Source organism: Inhella sp., assembly GCF_027532025.1.
Classification (GTDB): Bacteria; Pseudomonadota; Gammaproteobacteria; order Burkholderiales; family Burkholderiaceae_C; genus Inhella.
Genome location: NZ_JAPZSY010000003.1, coordinates 12840 through 26314 on the forward strand (window position 1 = coordinate 12840; position 13475 = coordinate 26314).

16 protein-coding genes are annotated in these 13475 nt (G+C 69.1%); 11 read left to right on the forward strand and 5 right to left on the reverse strand.

All coding sequences use genetic code 11. From position 1 onward, the window contains the following. Positions 1–131: 131 nt before the first annotated feature. The 3 genes from O9335_RS00665 to O9335_RS00675 form a co-directional block, all read right to left on the reverse strand. The gene (locus O9335_RS00665; RefSeq protein ID WP_298382017.1) at positions 132–656 is read right to left on the reverse strand and encodes a nuclear transport factor 2 family protein; all 525 of its coding nucleotides are present in this window, start codon (positions 654–656) and stop codon (positions 132–134) included. Positions 657–738: 82 nt separating this feature from the next. Further along, positions 739–1614 carry an SDR family oxidoreductase gene (locus tag O9335_RS00670; RefSeq protein ID WP_298382019.1) on the reverse strand — a complete coding sequence of 292 codons (876 nt, stop codon included), beginning with the start codon at positions 1612–1614 and terminating at the stop codon, positions 739–741. A 31-nt stretch (positions 1615–1645) separates the two neighbouring features. Further along, positions 1646–1828, reverse strand: coding sequence for a hypothetical protein (locus O9335_RS00675; RefSeq protein ID WP_298382022.1), 183 nt, complete (start codon positions 1826–1828; stop codon positions 1646–1648). 130 nt (positions 1829–1958) lie between these two features. Between O9335_RS00675 and O9335_RS00680 the strand changes: the two genes are divergently transcribed. Then, positions 1959–2885 (forward strand): LysR family transcriptional regulator, encoded by a 927-nt coding sequence (locus O9335_RS00680; protein ID WP_298382025.1) that lies wholly within the window; start codon positions 1959–1961, stop codon positions 2883–2885. Between the two features lie 360 nt (positions 2886–3245). Here O9335_RS00680 and O9335_RS00685 read toward each other — a convergent pair whose 3' ends face one another. Further along, entirely contained in the window at positions 3246–4118 is an 873-nt protein-coding gene (locus tag O9335_RS00685; RefSeq protein ID WP_367185392.1) for a formylglycine-generating enzyme family protein, read from the reverse strand. 272 nt (positions 4119–4390) lie between these two features. Here O9335_RS00685 and O9335_RS00690 point away from each other — a divergent pair, with 272 nt between their 5' ends. From O9335_RS00690 to O9335_RS00700, 3 genes are read left to right on the forward strand one after another with little or no spacing between them, the layout of a single operon-like run. Further along, entirely contained in the window at positions 4391–5803 is a 1413-nt protein-coding gene (locus tag O9335_RS00690) for a coniferyl aldehyde dehydrogenase (RefSeq protein ID WP_298382031.1), read from the forward strand. Continuing rightward, a complete protein-coding gene (locus O9335_RS00695; protein WP_298382034.1) occupies positions 5803–6297 on the forward strand; it encodes a hypothetical protein in 495 nt (164 codons plus the stop codon). Before O9335_RS00690 ends, O9335_RS00695 begins: the two co-directional genes overlap by 1 nt. Before the next feature lie 7 nt (positions 6298–6304). Further along, positions 6305–7915 carry a GMC family oxidoreductase gene (locus tag O9335_RS00700; RefSeq protein WP_298382037.1) on the forward strand — a complete coding sequence of 537 codons (1611 nt, stop codon included), beginning with the start codon at positions 6305–6307 and terminating at the stop codon, positions 7913–7915. A gap of 40 nt (positions 7916–7955) precedes the next feature. Here the strand turns inward: O9335_RS00700 and O9335_RS00705 are convergent, their stop codons facing one another. After that, positions 7956–8228 (reverse strand): hypothetical protein, encoded by a 273-nt coding sequence (locus tag O9335_RS00705; RefSeq protein WP_298382039.1) that lies wholly within the window; start codon positions 8226–8228, stop codon positions 7956–7958. A 27-nt stretch (positions 8229–8255) separates the two neighbouring features. Between O9335_RS00705 and hemA the strand changes: the two genes are divergently transcribed. From hemA to O9335_RS00740, 7 genes are all read left to right on the forward strand, one after another. Continuing rightward, a complete protein-coding gene (gene hemA / locus O9335_RS00710) occupies positions 8256–9509 on the forward strand; it encodes a glutamyl-tRNA reductase (RefSeq protein WP_298382042.1) in 1254 nt (417 codons plus the stop codon). Between the two features lie 43 nt (positions 9510–9552). Next, on the forward strand, positions 9553–10017 hold the full coding sequence (locus O9335_RS00715; protein WP_298382045.1) for a GNAT family N-acetyltransferase: 465 nt from the start codon (positions 9553–9555) through the stop codon (positions 10015–10017). Further along, entirely contained in the window at positions 10014–11096 is a 1083-nt protein-coding gene (gene prfA, locus O9335_RS00720) for a peptide chain release factor 1 (RefSeq protein ID WP_298382048.1), read from the forward strand. Before O9335_RS00715 ends, prfA begins: the two co-directional genes overlap by 4 nt. Before the next feature lie 2 nt (positions 11097–11098). Further along, positions 11099–11908: a peptide chain release factor N(5)-glutamine methyltransferase gene (prmC, locus tag O9335_RS00725; protein ID WP_298382051.1), complete on the forward strand. Its 810-nt coding sequence runs from the start codon at positions 11099–11101 to the stop codon at positions 11906–11908. Positions 11909–11982: 74 nt separating this feature from the next. Then, positions 11983–12522 carry a hypothetical protein gene (locus O9335_RS00730; protein WP_298382053.1) on the forward strand — a complete coding sequence of 180 codons (540 nt, stop codon included), beginning with the start codon at positions 11983–11985 and terminating at the stop codon, positions 12520–12522. 56 nt (positions 12523–12578) lie between these two features. Continuing rightward, complete coding sequence (gene grxD, locus O9335_RS00735; RefSeq protein WP_298382054.1) at positions 12579–12893, forward strand: Grx4 family monothiol glutaredoxin; 315 nt, start codon at positions 12579–12581, stop codon at positions 12891–12893. Continuing rightward, on the forward strand, positions 12890–13468 hold the full coding sequence (locus tag O9335_RS00740; RefSeq protein WP_298382057.1) for a UbiX family flavin prenyltransferase: 579 nt from the start codon (positions 12890–12892) through the stop codon (positions 13466–13468). The genes grxD and O9335_RS00740 overlap by 4 nt, the downstream gene beginning before the upstream one ends. Positions 13469–13475: the final 7 nt, after the last annotated feature.

Below are 13475 nucleotides of genomic sequence, written 5' to 3' on the forward strand. Positions count from 1 at the left end.
ACGCTTGGCCGCATGCCACGACTGCCCGGTGTCAGGGCCTTGATCGTCGGGGCACGCTCTGACGCCATCCTCGTTGGCTTGAAGCGATGGGGGCGTCCACGAACGACCACTTCTGGGCAGACGGCCCCGGACTAGGGATGTGGGGACGGCGCATCTTTCCTTTCCTGCTTGGCCGCTTCGCCGGCCAGGCGGGGCAGATCGGGATTACCGGTTTGCCAGGTACAGGTCATCGTGACGGCATCCACCTTCCAGGCCGCGCCCGTCTTGCGCAGCGTGTGGCGGTAGTGACCGCCCAGCGTCCACAGCTCGCCGCCCGTGGCGCCCGCCAGTCGGTGCGTGGCGATGAACTGGGACAGCACGCTTGCACGCTTGCCCTCTGCGTTCACGCGGTGGCTGCCCACCAGATGCTGGGTGACGGTGAACCCAGGCAGGAACGCTCGCCAGCTTGCGACCAGATCGTCGGCGCTCATGCGTGCAGGCTGTCCACCGGCCAGCGACGTGTAGTCCACGAGCACCTCATCGGCGAACTGGGCGCGCACCCGTGGCCAGTCGCGCATGTCGGCGGCCAGACCGATCTCGTTGACCGCAGCGACGATGGCGAGGTGGTCGGCTGGAGAGGCGGCCATCGCCTCCCTCGCATGCGCAGGCTGATGCATGACGATGCCTCCCCAAAGCAAGAACCCGTACACCACGACGGCATGCATCGGTCTGTGACCCATGTGTATCCTCATGCAGGCCTCAGCTGCGTTGCGGCGTGAGCATGTGCTCAATGCCGAAGTTCTTGTACAGCCCGGCGGTCACCTCGGCCAGCGCGCCGTTGTAGCCCTCGACCGCAGCGCCCATCCCAAGCGCATCGACGGTCGTGCGGAACGGCCGCCCGCCCGCGGGCATGCCGACGAGCGCCGCGATGGCGTCGGCTACACGCTGTGGGTTCTGCTCCGGCGTCGCCGCCAACACCTGCTCGAAGTGCTGCAGCATCTGCTGTGGCGCCTCGGCCATCGCGCCATAGGTCGCGCTGCACGCAGCGTCGGAGGGACGCATCAGGTGATCGATGAAACTCGTCGCGTAACCACCCGGCTCGACGATGCACACCTCGATGCCGAAGGCCGACAGCTCGCTGCGGTAGTTCTCGCTCAGGGCCTCCAGCGCCCACTTGCTGGCGTTGTAAGGGCCGTAGAAGGGCATCGTGATTCGGCCGAGCAGGCTCGAGACGTTGACCATCAGTCCTGAACGACGGCTGCGCCACGCCGGCAGCAGCGTGCGGTTGACGCGATGGACGCCGAAGAGGTTGATCTCGAACAGACGCTTCAGGTCGTCAGCGCTGAAGGCCTCTTGCAGACCGAGCACGCCCACGCCCGCGTTGTGGATCACCACGTCGGGGAAGCCGAGCGCTTGGCTGGCCTGCGCGACGCCCGCGGCGACGCTGGCGTCGTCCGTCACGTCCATTGCGATCACGCGGGCGCCTCGTGCGGACAGGGCCTGCGCGGCCTCGCGGTTCCGGCCGTCGGGCTCGCGCATCGTGGCGACGAGCCGGTGGCCTTGGTCGAGCAGGGTTTTGGCGATCAGGCGACCGAAGCCGCCGGCAGCGCCGGTGAGAAGGATGGAGTGAGTCATGACGTGCCTTTGGGAGGAAGTGAAGGGGATGTCAGTGCGTCCGGTAACCGCTGGTGACGACGGTCACCTCGCGCTTGAGAGGCCACGGGCTGGACGCGGAAGCGGCGATTGACTGGGCCGTGGCGACCCCAGCAGCGACCAAGCCAGCCAGCCAATCAGCGGCGGACAGGAAGCGACGGCGATCCGACGGGAAAGCGAGCTCGGGGACGGTCATGAATGGATCCTTCAAAAACCGGCCTCACCAGCAGCCGGCGGATGCCACTCTATTGTTTGTATCTTGATAGTTAAACTGCCTTACGACAAAAACACTATTCTCAAAAGCAGATCAATAGAGGAGGCTTCCGATGGACCGCATGCGAGCCCTGCAAGCGTTTGCCCGGGTGGCTGAACTCGGCAGCTTCACTCGCGCCGCCGAGCAGTTGCGCTGGCCCAAGGCCACCATCACGGTACTGGTGCAGCAACTTGAGGAGCACCTCGCGGTCAAGTTGCTGCACCGCACGACGCGCCGCCTCACGCTGACCGACGACGGCGTGGCCTACCTCGAAGGCGTGCAGCGCGTGCTGGCTGACATCGATGAACTTGACGGCGCAGTGGCGCAGCGGCACATCCACCCACGCGGACGCCTGCGCGTGGACGTGCCGGCAGCCGCCGGGCGGCACGTGATTGCGCCGGCGCTGCCCGAGTTCTTCCGGCGCCACCCGGAGATCCGGCTCGAACTGGGCAGCTCCGATCGGCCGGTGGACCTGATCGTCGAAGGGGTCGACTGCGTGATCCGTGGTGGCCTGGTGCACGATGACCAGCTCGTCGCCCGCCCCTTGGGCGCGTTCGAGGTGATCACCTGCGCCTCGCCCGAGTACCTGGCCCGGCACGGCACCCCTCGCAGCCCCGACGATCTGGAGCAGCATCGCGCGGTCAACTTCTTCTCGTCCAAGACCGGCCGCGTGTTCGCGTTCGACTTCGAGCGCGATGGTCTGGCTTTCGAGCGCCAGCTTGCGCACCAGGTGAGCGCCAATGACGCCGACACGCATGTGGCGCTGACCTTGGCGGGGCTTGGAATTGCCCAGTGTCCGCGCACACGCGTGCTGACCGAGCACATCGCCGCCGGACGACTGGTGCCGATCCTCACCGAATGGGGCGCGGGTCGGCTGCCGCTGTACGTGATGTACCCGCGTAACCGGCACCTGAGTGGTCGCGTGCGTGCCTTCGTGGATTGGGTCGTCGAGTTGTATCGTGGGAAGCTCGAAGCGCTCGGTGCGAGTCCGAGGATCTGATCGATCGGACGCGGCTGCGCACGCGCGAGCGCCATCCCTCGCAACACGCGCGGTTGACGAGCGCCGCGTTTGGAGAGGCAGGGTGCTCTGCTCGGGCCCGACTCCATTGTTGGATTCGTTCGGACTTGAGCCGCTTGGGCCAGCGCCCCTAAAAACGGCAGTTGACCACTCGCCTTGCGCATGCAAGTCATGGGCGCCGCATCGAAATTGACTCACGGCCACGGTCACCGCTTAGGTGTGAGCGCTACACGGCCGAGTGCCGTTTCCAGGTTCAGTGGACGGACGTGGCACTCTGCCGCGCTCGGCCCTCGGCCGCAGGCTCAAGACTTGGGTCTGAGCCGACTGCGGAGTGGCAGCAGGTCAATCCCGAGCGAGCCGAAAACCCACGAGCACGTAGCGCGTGTCTTCGCTGTTCCAGTTGCGATAACTGCAGCGGCTGTACAGGCCCCAGGTGTGCCACGAGCCGCCTCGGCGCACCCGCACACTGCCTTCCACGGGGCCCTGCGGGTTGTCGCGCAGTCCATCGGGGGGCACCTCGTAGGGGTCGTGCCAGTCCTGAACCCACTCCCACACGTTGCCGGCCATGTCGTGCAGACCCCAGGGATTGGGCGCGAACGAGGCCACGGGGGCCGTGAAGGCGAAACCGTCGTCGTGCGGCATGGCAAAGGCCTGCCACTTCGGCCAGTCGCGGGCCGATCGGGCGTCGAACACGTTGGCGCGGCCCTTCAGGCCCTCGGGCGCGTCGCCATGGGGCCAGCGGGTGGCTTGCCCCGCGCGGCAAGCCACCTCCCACTCGGCCTCGGTCGGCAGGCGGTAGCGCCGGCCTTCCACCTTGGTCAGCCATGCCGCCATGGCCTGGGCATCGTGAAAAGTCACGTTGACCACCGGGTGCGAGTCGTCTTGCGGGAATCCGGGGTTCAACCAGGAGTAGCGCGGGTCGCGCCCCGCAAACGCGTCACCCCCACGGTGCGACGGGTCGTACCCATAGCCGCCCCCATCGCCGAACGACTGCGGGACGTGCCCGCTCTCCAGCAAGAAGCGTCGGAACTGGCCGCGGGTGACCTCGGTTTGCGCCAACTCGAAGGCGCGAAGGCGCACACGGTGCGCCGGGCCTTCATCGGCCAAGTCTGTCAGGCGCTCCAGCGGGTAGCTCGGGAAGTCTCGCGCCAGTTGCTGCGGGGTGTCGCTGCTGCCCATGGGGTACGTGCCCGCAGGGATGGCCACGAAGCGCATGCCCAGGCGGTTGGCGGGGCTCAGCTCCTGGGCGCTGGCACGGCCGAGCAGAGCCAGCGCAGTCAGGCTCAAGCCAAGCAGAAAAAGGGGCCGGAGGCAACGGGGGAGGCGTTGGATCATCACAAAGACCGGTCGGGCGTGGACGATGCTGCACTTTGGCACTAGGGCCACGCCTCTAAGCCCGGGCAAGCCCTGCTCTGGTGGCCCACACTCTGGCAGTAGCCTCGTTTTGTTTCTTGCCGTAACCCCAGCGGTTCGCCGCCCCCTCGCCCATGGACACCTCCCTCCACGAGCAACTGCGCTTGCAGTTCGAATGCCAGCGCGCTGCCTTTCAGCGTGAGCCCTACCCCAGCTTGGCGCAGCGGCGCGACCGCATCCACCGCCTGAAGGCCCTGCTGGACAAGCACGGCGACGCCTTTGCCGAGGCGATCAGCACCGACTTCAGCCACCGCAGCCAGCACGAAACGCAACTGGCCGAGCTGTTCATGCTGCAGGCTGGCATCAAGCACACGCTCAAGCACCTCAAAGGCTGGATGCAGCCGAGGCGCATGCCCACGGCCCTGCACTTTTTGCCCGGCCTGAACAAGCTCATGCCCCAGCCGCTGGGCGTGGTGGGGGTGATTTCGCCCTGGAACTACCCCGTGCAACTGGCCTTTGCCCCCGCGCTGGCGGCCCTGGCGGCGGGCAATCGGGTCATGCTCAAGCCCAGCGAGCTCACCCCACGGACCTCGGCCCTGCTGGCCCGCACGGTGGCCGAGTACTTCGCACCCGACGAGTTCACCGTCATGACGGGCGACGCCCACGTGGCCAAGCTGTTCGCCGAGCTGCCGTTCGCCCACCTGTTTTTCACTGGCTCCACGGCCATCGGCCGCGTGGTGGCCAAAGCGGCCGCGGCCAACCTCACGCCGGTCACGCTGGAGCTGGGTGGCAAGACGCCGGTGGTGGTGCACGAAAGCGCCGACCTGGCCCTGACGGCCGAACGCATCGCCTACGGCAAGCTGCTCAACGCCGGTCAAACCTGCGTGGCGCCCGACTACGTGCTGGCGCCACGCCACCTTGTCGATCCACTGGCCCGCGCCATCGTGGCGGCCATGCGCCGGCTCTACCCCACCCTGGCCCGCAACCGCGACTACACCGCCATCGTCACCGCCCGCCACCTCGCGCGCCTGCAGGCTCTGGTGGTGGACGCCAAGGCGCAAGGCGGCAAGCTGTTCACGTCCCACAAAGAAAAGCTGGACGGCACCCGCAAGATGATGCCCACCGTCGTCACCAAGGTGCGGCCCTCCATGCAGCTGATGCAAGAAGAAATCTTCGGCCCGGTGCTGCCCATCGTCGGGTACGACCAGTTGGACGACGCCATCGACACCATCCGCCGCGGCGAGCACCCGCTGGCCCTGTACTGGTTCGGCGAGGTTGGCCCCGAATGCGAGCGCCTGCTGCAGGCCACGCACGCCGGCGGCGTGACGCTGAACGACTGCCTCTGGCACCTGGGGCAAGAAGACCAGCCGTTTGGCGGCGTCGGTGCCAGCGGCCAGGGCGCGTACCACGGCGTGTGGGGGTTCAACACCTTCAGCCACCGCAAACCGGTGTTCAGCAACCCCACGCTGGCGGCCACGCAACTGTTGGCACCGCCCTATGGCACCGCCTTCGCGGCGCTGCTCAAGGTGCTGAAAAAGATCGCCTGATGCAACGCCGGCGCTTGTTGCAACTGGGCCTGGGGGGCGCCGTGGTGCTGGCCGTGGCCGGTGGCACGGCGGCTTGGTGGACGCCAGGCCTGCGCGACGGGCACTTCACCCCCGAGGGCCGTGCTGCGATGGGTGCCTTGGCCCGAGCCTACTTGGGCGACGCCCTGCCCCCCGACGATGCCGCGCTGAACCGGCATCTGGACCTTGTCGATGCGCTCATCGGCGCGCTGCCTCCGGCGGTGCGCGATGAACTCGGTCTGCTGCTGGGCCTGCTGACCAACGCGCCGGGGCGCCTCGGCCTGTTCGGCGATGGCACATCGCTGGCCGCACGCCCCGTGGAGGCGGTGCGCGCCAGCCTCCAAGCCATGCGCCACTCTCGCCTGTCCCTGCGCCAGCAGGCGTACTTTGGCCTGCGCGAACTGCATGCCGGCACGCATTACGCCCAACCCGAAGCCTGGGTCCGCCTCGGCTACCCCGGTCCCCTGACGATCTAAGCACCGCATGAGCGCCCTCCCCGATCCCATCCGCGACGGCCTGGCCCGCGGCTGGACCGTCCACGGCGCCGAGCATGCGCCCCTGCCCGAGGCCATCACCGTGGACGTGGCCATCGTGGGCACAGGCGCCGGGGGCGGCATCAGTGCCGAAATCCTGGCCCGAGCCGGCCTGCGCGTCCTCCTCGTCGAAGAAGGCCCCCTGCGCAGCAGTCGCGACTTCAAGCAGCGCGAAAGCGAGGCCTATCCGCAGCTCTACCAAGAAGCCGCGGGCCGCAAGACGGCCGACAAGGCCATCAACATCATGCAAGGCCGCAGCGTGGGTGGCAGCACCACGGTCAACTGGACCAGCAGCTTCCGCACCCCCGCGCCCACCCTGGCGTTCTGGCGCGAACGCTTTGGCCTCAGCGACGCCACCCCCGAGGCCCTGGCGCCGTGGTTCGAGCAGGCCGAACGCCGCGTGTCCATCGACGACTGGCTGACCGACCCCAACCCGAACAACGCCGTCCTGGCGACCGGCGGGGACAAGCTCGGCATCCCCACCGCCCGCATCCGCCGCAACGTCAAGGGCTGCTGGAACCTGGGCAGCTGCGGCATGGGTTGCCCCACCAACGCCAAGCAGTCCATGCTGGTGACGACCGTGCCCACCGCGCTGGATGCAGGGGCCGTGCTCTTCGTGCAAACGCGCGCCCACGCCCTGCGCCGGCAAGGCGCGCGCGTGGAGGGGTTGGACTGCGTGGCCGTGGGCTTCAACGGCAGCCCCAGTGGAGCGCGCTGCCGCGTCACCGCCAAGCACGTGGTGCTCGCTGGCGGCGCCATCAACACGCCCGCCGTGCTGCTGCGCTCGCAGGCGCCCGACCCGCACCACCTGCTCGGTCGACGCACCTTCCTGCACCCCACGGTCATCTCGGCCGCCACCTTCGCGCAACGCATCGAAGGGTGGGCCGGCGCGCCGCAAACCGTCTACAGCGACCACTTCCTCACCACCCAAGCCATCGACGGCCCCTTGGGCTACAAGCTCGAATCGGCGCCCATGCACCCGGTCATCATGGCCACCACCATGGCGGGCTTCGGCCCCGAGCAGGTGGCGCAACTGGCGCAGTTCCCACACAGCCAGGTTCTGCTGGCCTTGTTGCGCGACGGCTTCCACCCCGACAGCCCGGGCGGTCGCGTGCGCCTCAAGGGCGACGGCAGCCCCGAGCTGGACTACCCACTGACCCCCGCCGTGATGGAAGGCGTGCGCCGCGCGTTCCTCAGCATGGCCGAGATCCAATTCGCCGCCGGTGCCACCAGCGCGCAGCCGGTGCACGAGCAAGCACCGGCCTACAAGACCTGGGCCGAGGCCCGCTCCGGCATCGCCGCGCTGGATCTGCGGCCCTTGCTCACGCGCGTCGTCAGCGCGCACGTGATGGGCGGCTGCGCCATGGCCAGCACCCCCGAGCGCGGCGTGACCCGCCCTGACGGCACGCATTGGCAACTCGAGAACCTCTCCGTGCACGACGGCAGCCTGTTCCCCACCAGCATCGGCGCCAACCCGCAGCTCAGCATCTACGGCTTGGTGAACCGGCTGAGCCATGCGCTGGCCCAGCGGCTGGGGGCCAAGCCGGTGGCCCTGGCCTGAGCGAGACGCAACCCTCGGCGCCTGGCCGCTGCAACAGGCTTCAAACGCGCATCAAGCGCCAAGCCAACGGCGTGCTGGCCAGCGCCAGCCACAGCGCGTAACCGCGCAGGGTGCCATCCGCGCCCCACACCAGCAGCGCCAGCCCCACCCCCACCGAGCCCGCCAGGGCCGACTCGCCCCACAGCCGCCGCCACGCCACGCCAGCCAGCGGCTGACGCCAAACCCACTTGGCCAACAAAACCAAGATCAGCGCCGTCCACACCGGGGCGGCAAACAGGTTGACGGTGTGCCAAAAGGCGTCGATCCAGCTCATGGGATGAAAATTTTAGAATCGAGGGCTATGAGCGTTTTTGCCCTGGGCCTCAACCACGCCAGCGCCCCCTTGGCGTTGCGCGAACGCTTGGCTTTCGGGGCCGAGGCCTTGAAGGGCCCGCTGCACCAGCTGAAAACCCGGCTCGGGGGCGGCGAGGCCGCGCTGCTCAGCACCTGCAACCGCACCGAGCTTTACGTCGCCGGCCCGGCCGAATGGGCCCAACCCAGCCTGAACTTCTTGGCCGACACGGCCGGCATGGACGCCGCCGCGCTCAGCACCCACACCTACCTGCACCGGCACGGCGATGCCGCTCGCCATGCGTTTCGGGTGGCCGCTGGACTGGATTCGATGGTGCTGGGCGAGCCTCAAATCCTGGGCCAGTTCAAGCACGCGGTGCGCGCCGCCGACGACGCCGGCACGCTGGGTCAAACGCTGCACCAGCTGTTCCAGCGCGGCTTCGCGGTGGCCAAGCAGGTGCGCAGCAGCACGGAGATCGGGGCCCACAGCATCAGCATGGCCGCCGCCGCGGTGCGCTTGGCGGCGGAACTGTTCGAGGACCTGGCCGACACCCGTGTGCTGTTCGTGGGCGCTGGCGAAATGATCGAGTTGGCCGCCACCCACTTCGCAGCCCGCCACCCCAAGGCCCTGGTGGTGGCCAACCGCACGCGCGAGCGCGGCGCGGCGTTGGCGCACCGCTTCGGCGGTCAGGCCATTCCCTTGTCCGACCTCGGCCAGCGCTTGGGCGAGTTCGACATCGTCGTCAGCTGCACCGCCTCCAGCCTGCCCTTGATCGGACTCGGGGCCGTGGAGCGCGCCCTCAAGGCGCGTAAGCGCCGGCCCATGTTCATGGTGGACCTGGCCGTGCCGCGCGACATCGAGGCGGAAGTCGCCCAACTGCCCGACGTCTACCTCTACACCGTCGACGACCTGAGCCAGCGCGTGCAAACCGCGGGCGAAAAGCGCCAGGCCGCGGTGGCCCAGGCCGAGGCCATCGTTGAAACCGGCGTCCAAGGCTTCGTCCACTGGCTGGACCAGCGCCAAACGGTGCCCCTCATTCAATCGTTGCAAGCCCAGGTGGGCGAGCTGCGCGAGCAAAGCCTCCAGCGCGCCCGTCGCAGCCTGGCCAAGGGCGAAGCGCCCGAGGCCGTGCTCGACCAGTTCGCCCAGCAGTTCGAGCACAAGCTGATGCACGGCTTGTTCGCCGAGCTGCACGCGGCCCAGGGCCCCGAACGCGCCCAGATCGAAGCCCTGCTGCAGCGCCTGTTCCTGCGCCAGCGCTAGCACCCCGCCCTCTTTTGGCGGCCCGCGAGGGCCGCGCTTGGCCATGCCCACGATCCGACTCGAATCCCCCGACCAGCCCGACGTCCGCGCCCTCATCGACGCGCTGGACGCCTACCAAAAGCCGCTGTACCCCTTGTCCAGCTTCCACGGCATCGACATCGCCGCCCTGTGCCAGCCGGAGATGAGCTTCTTCGTCGCCCGGGGCGACGACGGCCGCGCGCTGGGTTGCGCCGGCATCTGGGTGGCCGAGGTGGACGGTGTGTTGAGCGCCGAGATCAAGCGCATGGTGGTGGCCCCCGAGGCCCGCGGTACCGGCCTGGGCCGGCGCCTGCTGGCCCGGTTGACCGCCATGGCGCGCGAGCGTGGCGCGCAGCGCATGCTCCTGGAAACCGGCAACCGCCAGCCCGAGGCCCAACGCCTGTACGAGCGCGACGGCTTTGCGCTGTGCGGCCCCTTCGGCGACTACGCGCCCGACCCCCACAGCCTCTTCATGGTCAAACCCCTGTGAAAGACAGCCTGCGCCAGCAATTCGACCGCCTGGGCCTGCGCCTGGCCGAGTTGGACGCCGCCCTGCAAGACCCGGCCACGCACCGCGACATCGAGCGCCTGCGCAAGCTCGGTGCCGAGCAAAGCGAGGTGGCCGGTGTGGTGGCGCAGTGGCGCCGCCACCAGCAGCGTGAGCGCGAACTGGCCGACAGCCGCGCGCTGCTGGACGACCCCGACATGGCCGACCTCGCGCGCGACGACATCGCCGCGGCCGAAGCCGAGCTGGCGGCCCTGGAATTGGCCCTGCAGCGCGCGCTGCTGCCCAAGGACCCGGACGACGCGCGCAACGCCTTCCTGGAGATCCGCGCCGGCACGGGCGGCGACGAGTCGGCCCTCTTCGCTGGCGACCTGGCGCGCATGTACCTGCGTTTTTGCGCCCAGCAGGGCTGGCGCACCGAAATCGTCAGCGAGAACGCGTCCGACCTGGGCGGCTACAAAGAGCTGGTTGTGCGCGTGGAAGGCGATGGCGCCTACGGACGGCTCAAATTCGAGAGTGGCGGCCACCGCGTGCAGCGTGTGCCGGCCACCGAATCGCAAGGCCGCATCCACACCCGCGCCTGCACGGTCGCGGTGCTGCCCGAGGCCGACGAGAACCCCGAGGTGGCCCTGAACCCGGCCGAGCTGCGGATCGACACCTTCCGCGCCAGTGGCGCTGGCGGCCAGCACGTGAACAAGACCGACTCGGCCATCCGCATCACCCACCTGCCCACCGGTCTCGTGGCCGAATGCCAAGACGACCGCAGTCAGCACCGCAACAAGGCCAAGGCCATGGCCGTGCTGCTGGCCCGCCTGCGCGACCGCGAGCGCATCGCGCGCGAGGCCCAAGAGGCTGCCGCGCGCAAGAGCCTGGTGGGCACCGGCGATCGCAGCGACCGCATCCGCACCTACAACTTCCCTCAAGGGCGGCTGACCGACCACCGCATCAACCTCACGCTCTACAAGCTCGGGCAGGTGATGGAGGGTGAGTTGAGCGACGTCATCGACGCGCTGACCCAGGCCCAGGCGGCCGATCAGCTGGCGGCGCTGGAGCAAGGTCGGTGAGCATGCCGCGCACCGTCTCCGAGGCCCTGGTCTGGGCCCGGCAACACGGCCTGGACCGCCTGGAGGCTCAAGCTTTGCTGGCCCACGCCCTGGGCCAAAGCCGCACCTGGCTGCTGACCCACGACGACGCCGAACTTCCTCCGGGCAGCTTGGCCCTGCTGCAACGCCGCCTGGACGGCGAGCCCGTGGCTTACCTGACCGGCACCCAAGAATTCCACGGCCTGAGCCTGCAGGTCACCCCCGACACCTTGGTGCCGCGCCCCGACACCGAGACCCTGGTGGACTGGGCACTGGACCTGCTGCCCGCGACCGGGACTGATCCCGTGCTCGACCTGGGCACCGGTAGCGGCGCCATCGCGCTCGCCCTGGCGCACCGGCGCCCGGGCGCCGACGTGCACGCCGTCGACCGCAGCGCCGCAGCGCTGGCCGTGGCCCAGGCCAACGGCCAGCGCCTGGGCCTGCAGGTCGGCTGGCACCGGGGCGACTGGTTCGCCCCCGTGGCCGGCCGGCGCTTCGCCCTGATCGTCAGCAACCCGCCCTACATCCCGGACGACGACCCTCACCTGCCCGGCCTGCGGCACGAGCCACGCAGCGCGCTGGCTGCCGGCCCCGATGGCCTGGCCGATTTGCGCACCCTGGTGGCGCAGGCCCCGGCGCACCTGATGCCGAATGGTTGGTTGCTGCTGGAGCATGGCTGGAACCAGGCCGATGCGGTGGCGGACCTGCTGCAGGAGGCTGGTTTTGCGGCGGTGCAACATCGGCTCGACCTGGCCGGTCACCGCCGCTGCACCGGCGGCCGTTGGCCGGGGTGAACGCCGCGCATTTTTCCGCTGCAAAGGTCGGGCGATCGGCTTAGTATCGAGTGCCGAGCTTGTAGGAGACCGTCATGACTCAACGTGTTCTGACCCTCATGCCGCTGCTGGCCGCCCTGGCAGGAACGGCCCACGCCGAAGCGGGTTTGCGCCTGGACGACCAGCACACCAGCGACTTCAAAGCCCGGATCGCCCTCATGGCCGCCGACCAAGTGGGCGGCACCCGCTTCCTGGGGGCGCAGTTCCTGGGCGACTACTACATCGCTGGCGGCGGTTCGGGCCTGCGGCTCAGCGGCGGCCTGATGGTGGGCGCGCCTTCCCTGCTGGGCACCGGCGTGTCGCCCGGCGGGCCGCAGGTGCTCAGCCTGACGCGCCGCACCCTGGCCGGCTGGAGCGACGAGGCCCCCAGCCAGCAACCCTACCTCGGTGTGGGCTACAGCCAGTACAGCCTCAAGGGCGGCTGGGGCTTCAGCGCCGACCTGGGTCTGGCCGTCTCGGGCGGCAGCGGCCTGCGCCTGGGCAGCAGCAGCGCCTTCGCACAAAGCCTGGACGACAGCCTGCGCCGGCTGCAATGGACGCCCGTGGTGCAGGTGGGGGTGAGCTACCGCTTCTGAGCGCCCCGCCGCCCAGCCCCGGATAATCGACGCCTTCCGTTTCCACGAGGCTCCCGATGAGCGACGTTCAGCAGCGCATCGACGCCATGGTCAAAGGCCATCGCGTTCTCCTGTTCATGAAGGGCAGCGCCCAGTTCCCCATGTGCGGCTTCTCCGGCCGCGCCGTGCAAATCCTGAAGGCCTGCGGTGTCAACGACCTGCACACCGTGAACGTGCTGGAGGACCCCGAGGTGCGCCAGGGCATCAAGGACTACGCGCAGTGGCCCACCATCCCGCAGCTCTACGTGGGTGGTGAATTCGTGGGCGGCTCGGACATCATGATGGAGATGTACGAGTCGGGCGAATTGCAGCAACTGCTGGCCAAGGCTTGACGCCCCAACGGCTCGTCGTCGGCATCACCGGCGCCACGGGCGCGGCCTACGGGCTGGGCCTGCTGCGCCGCAGCCGTGCCTTGGGCGTCGAAACCCACCTCGTCGTCACCCCAGCCGGTGTGCTCAACGCCCACCACGAGCTGGGCCTGAGCCGCGAGCAACTGACGGCCGAGGCCGACCACGCCCACGCCCCAGGCGACGTGGGCGCCTGCATCGCCAGCGGCAGTTTTGCCACCGCGGCCATGGTGGTGGCGCCCTGCTCGATGAAGACCCTGGCTGCCGTGGCCCACGGCCTGGGCGACAACCTGCTGACCCGCGCGGCCGATGTCACGCTCAAAGAGCGCCGCCGCCTGGTGTTGATGGTGCGCGAAACGCCCTTCAACCTCGCGCACCTGCGCAACATGACGGCAGTCACCGAGATGGGCGGCATCGTGTTCCCGCCCTTGCCGGCCTTCTACCTGAAACCCGACAGCATCCAGGCGCTGATCGACGAGTCGGTCGAGCGCGTGCTGCAACTTTGCGGCATCACCGGCGCCACGCCCCAAGCCTGGGGCGGTCTTCGGCCCGGGGCCTGACGACGGC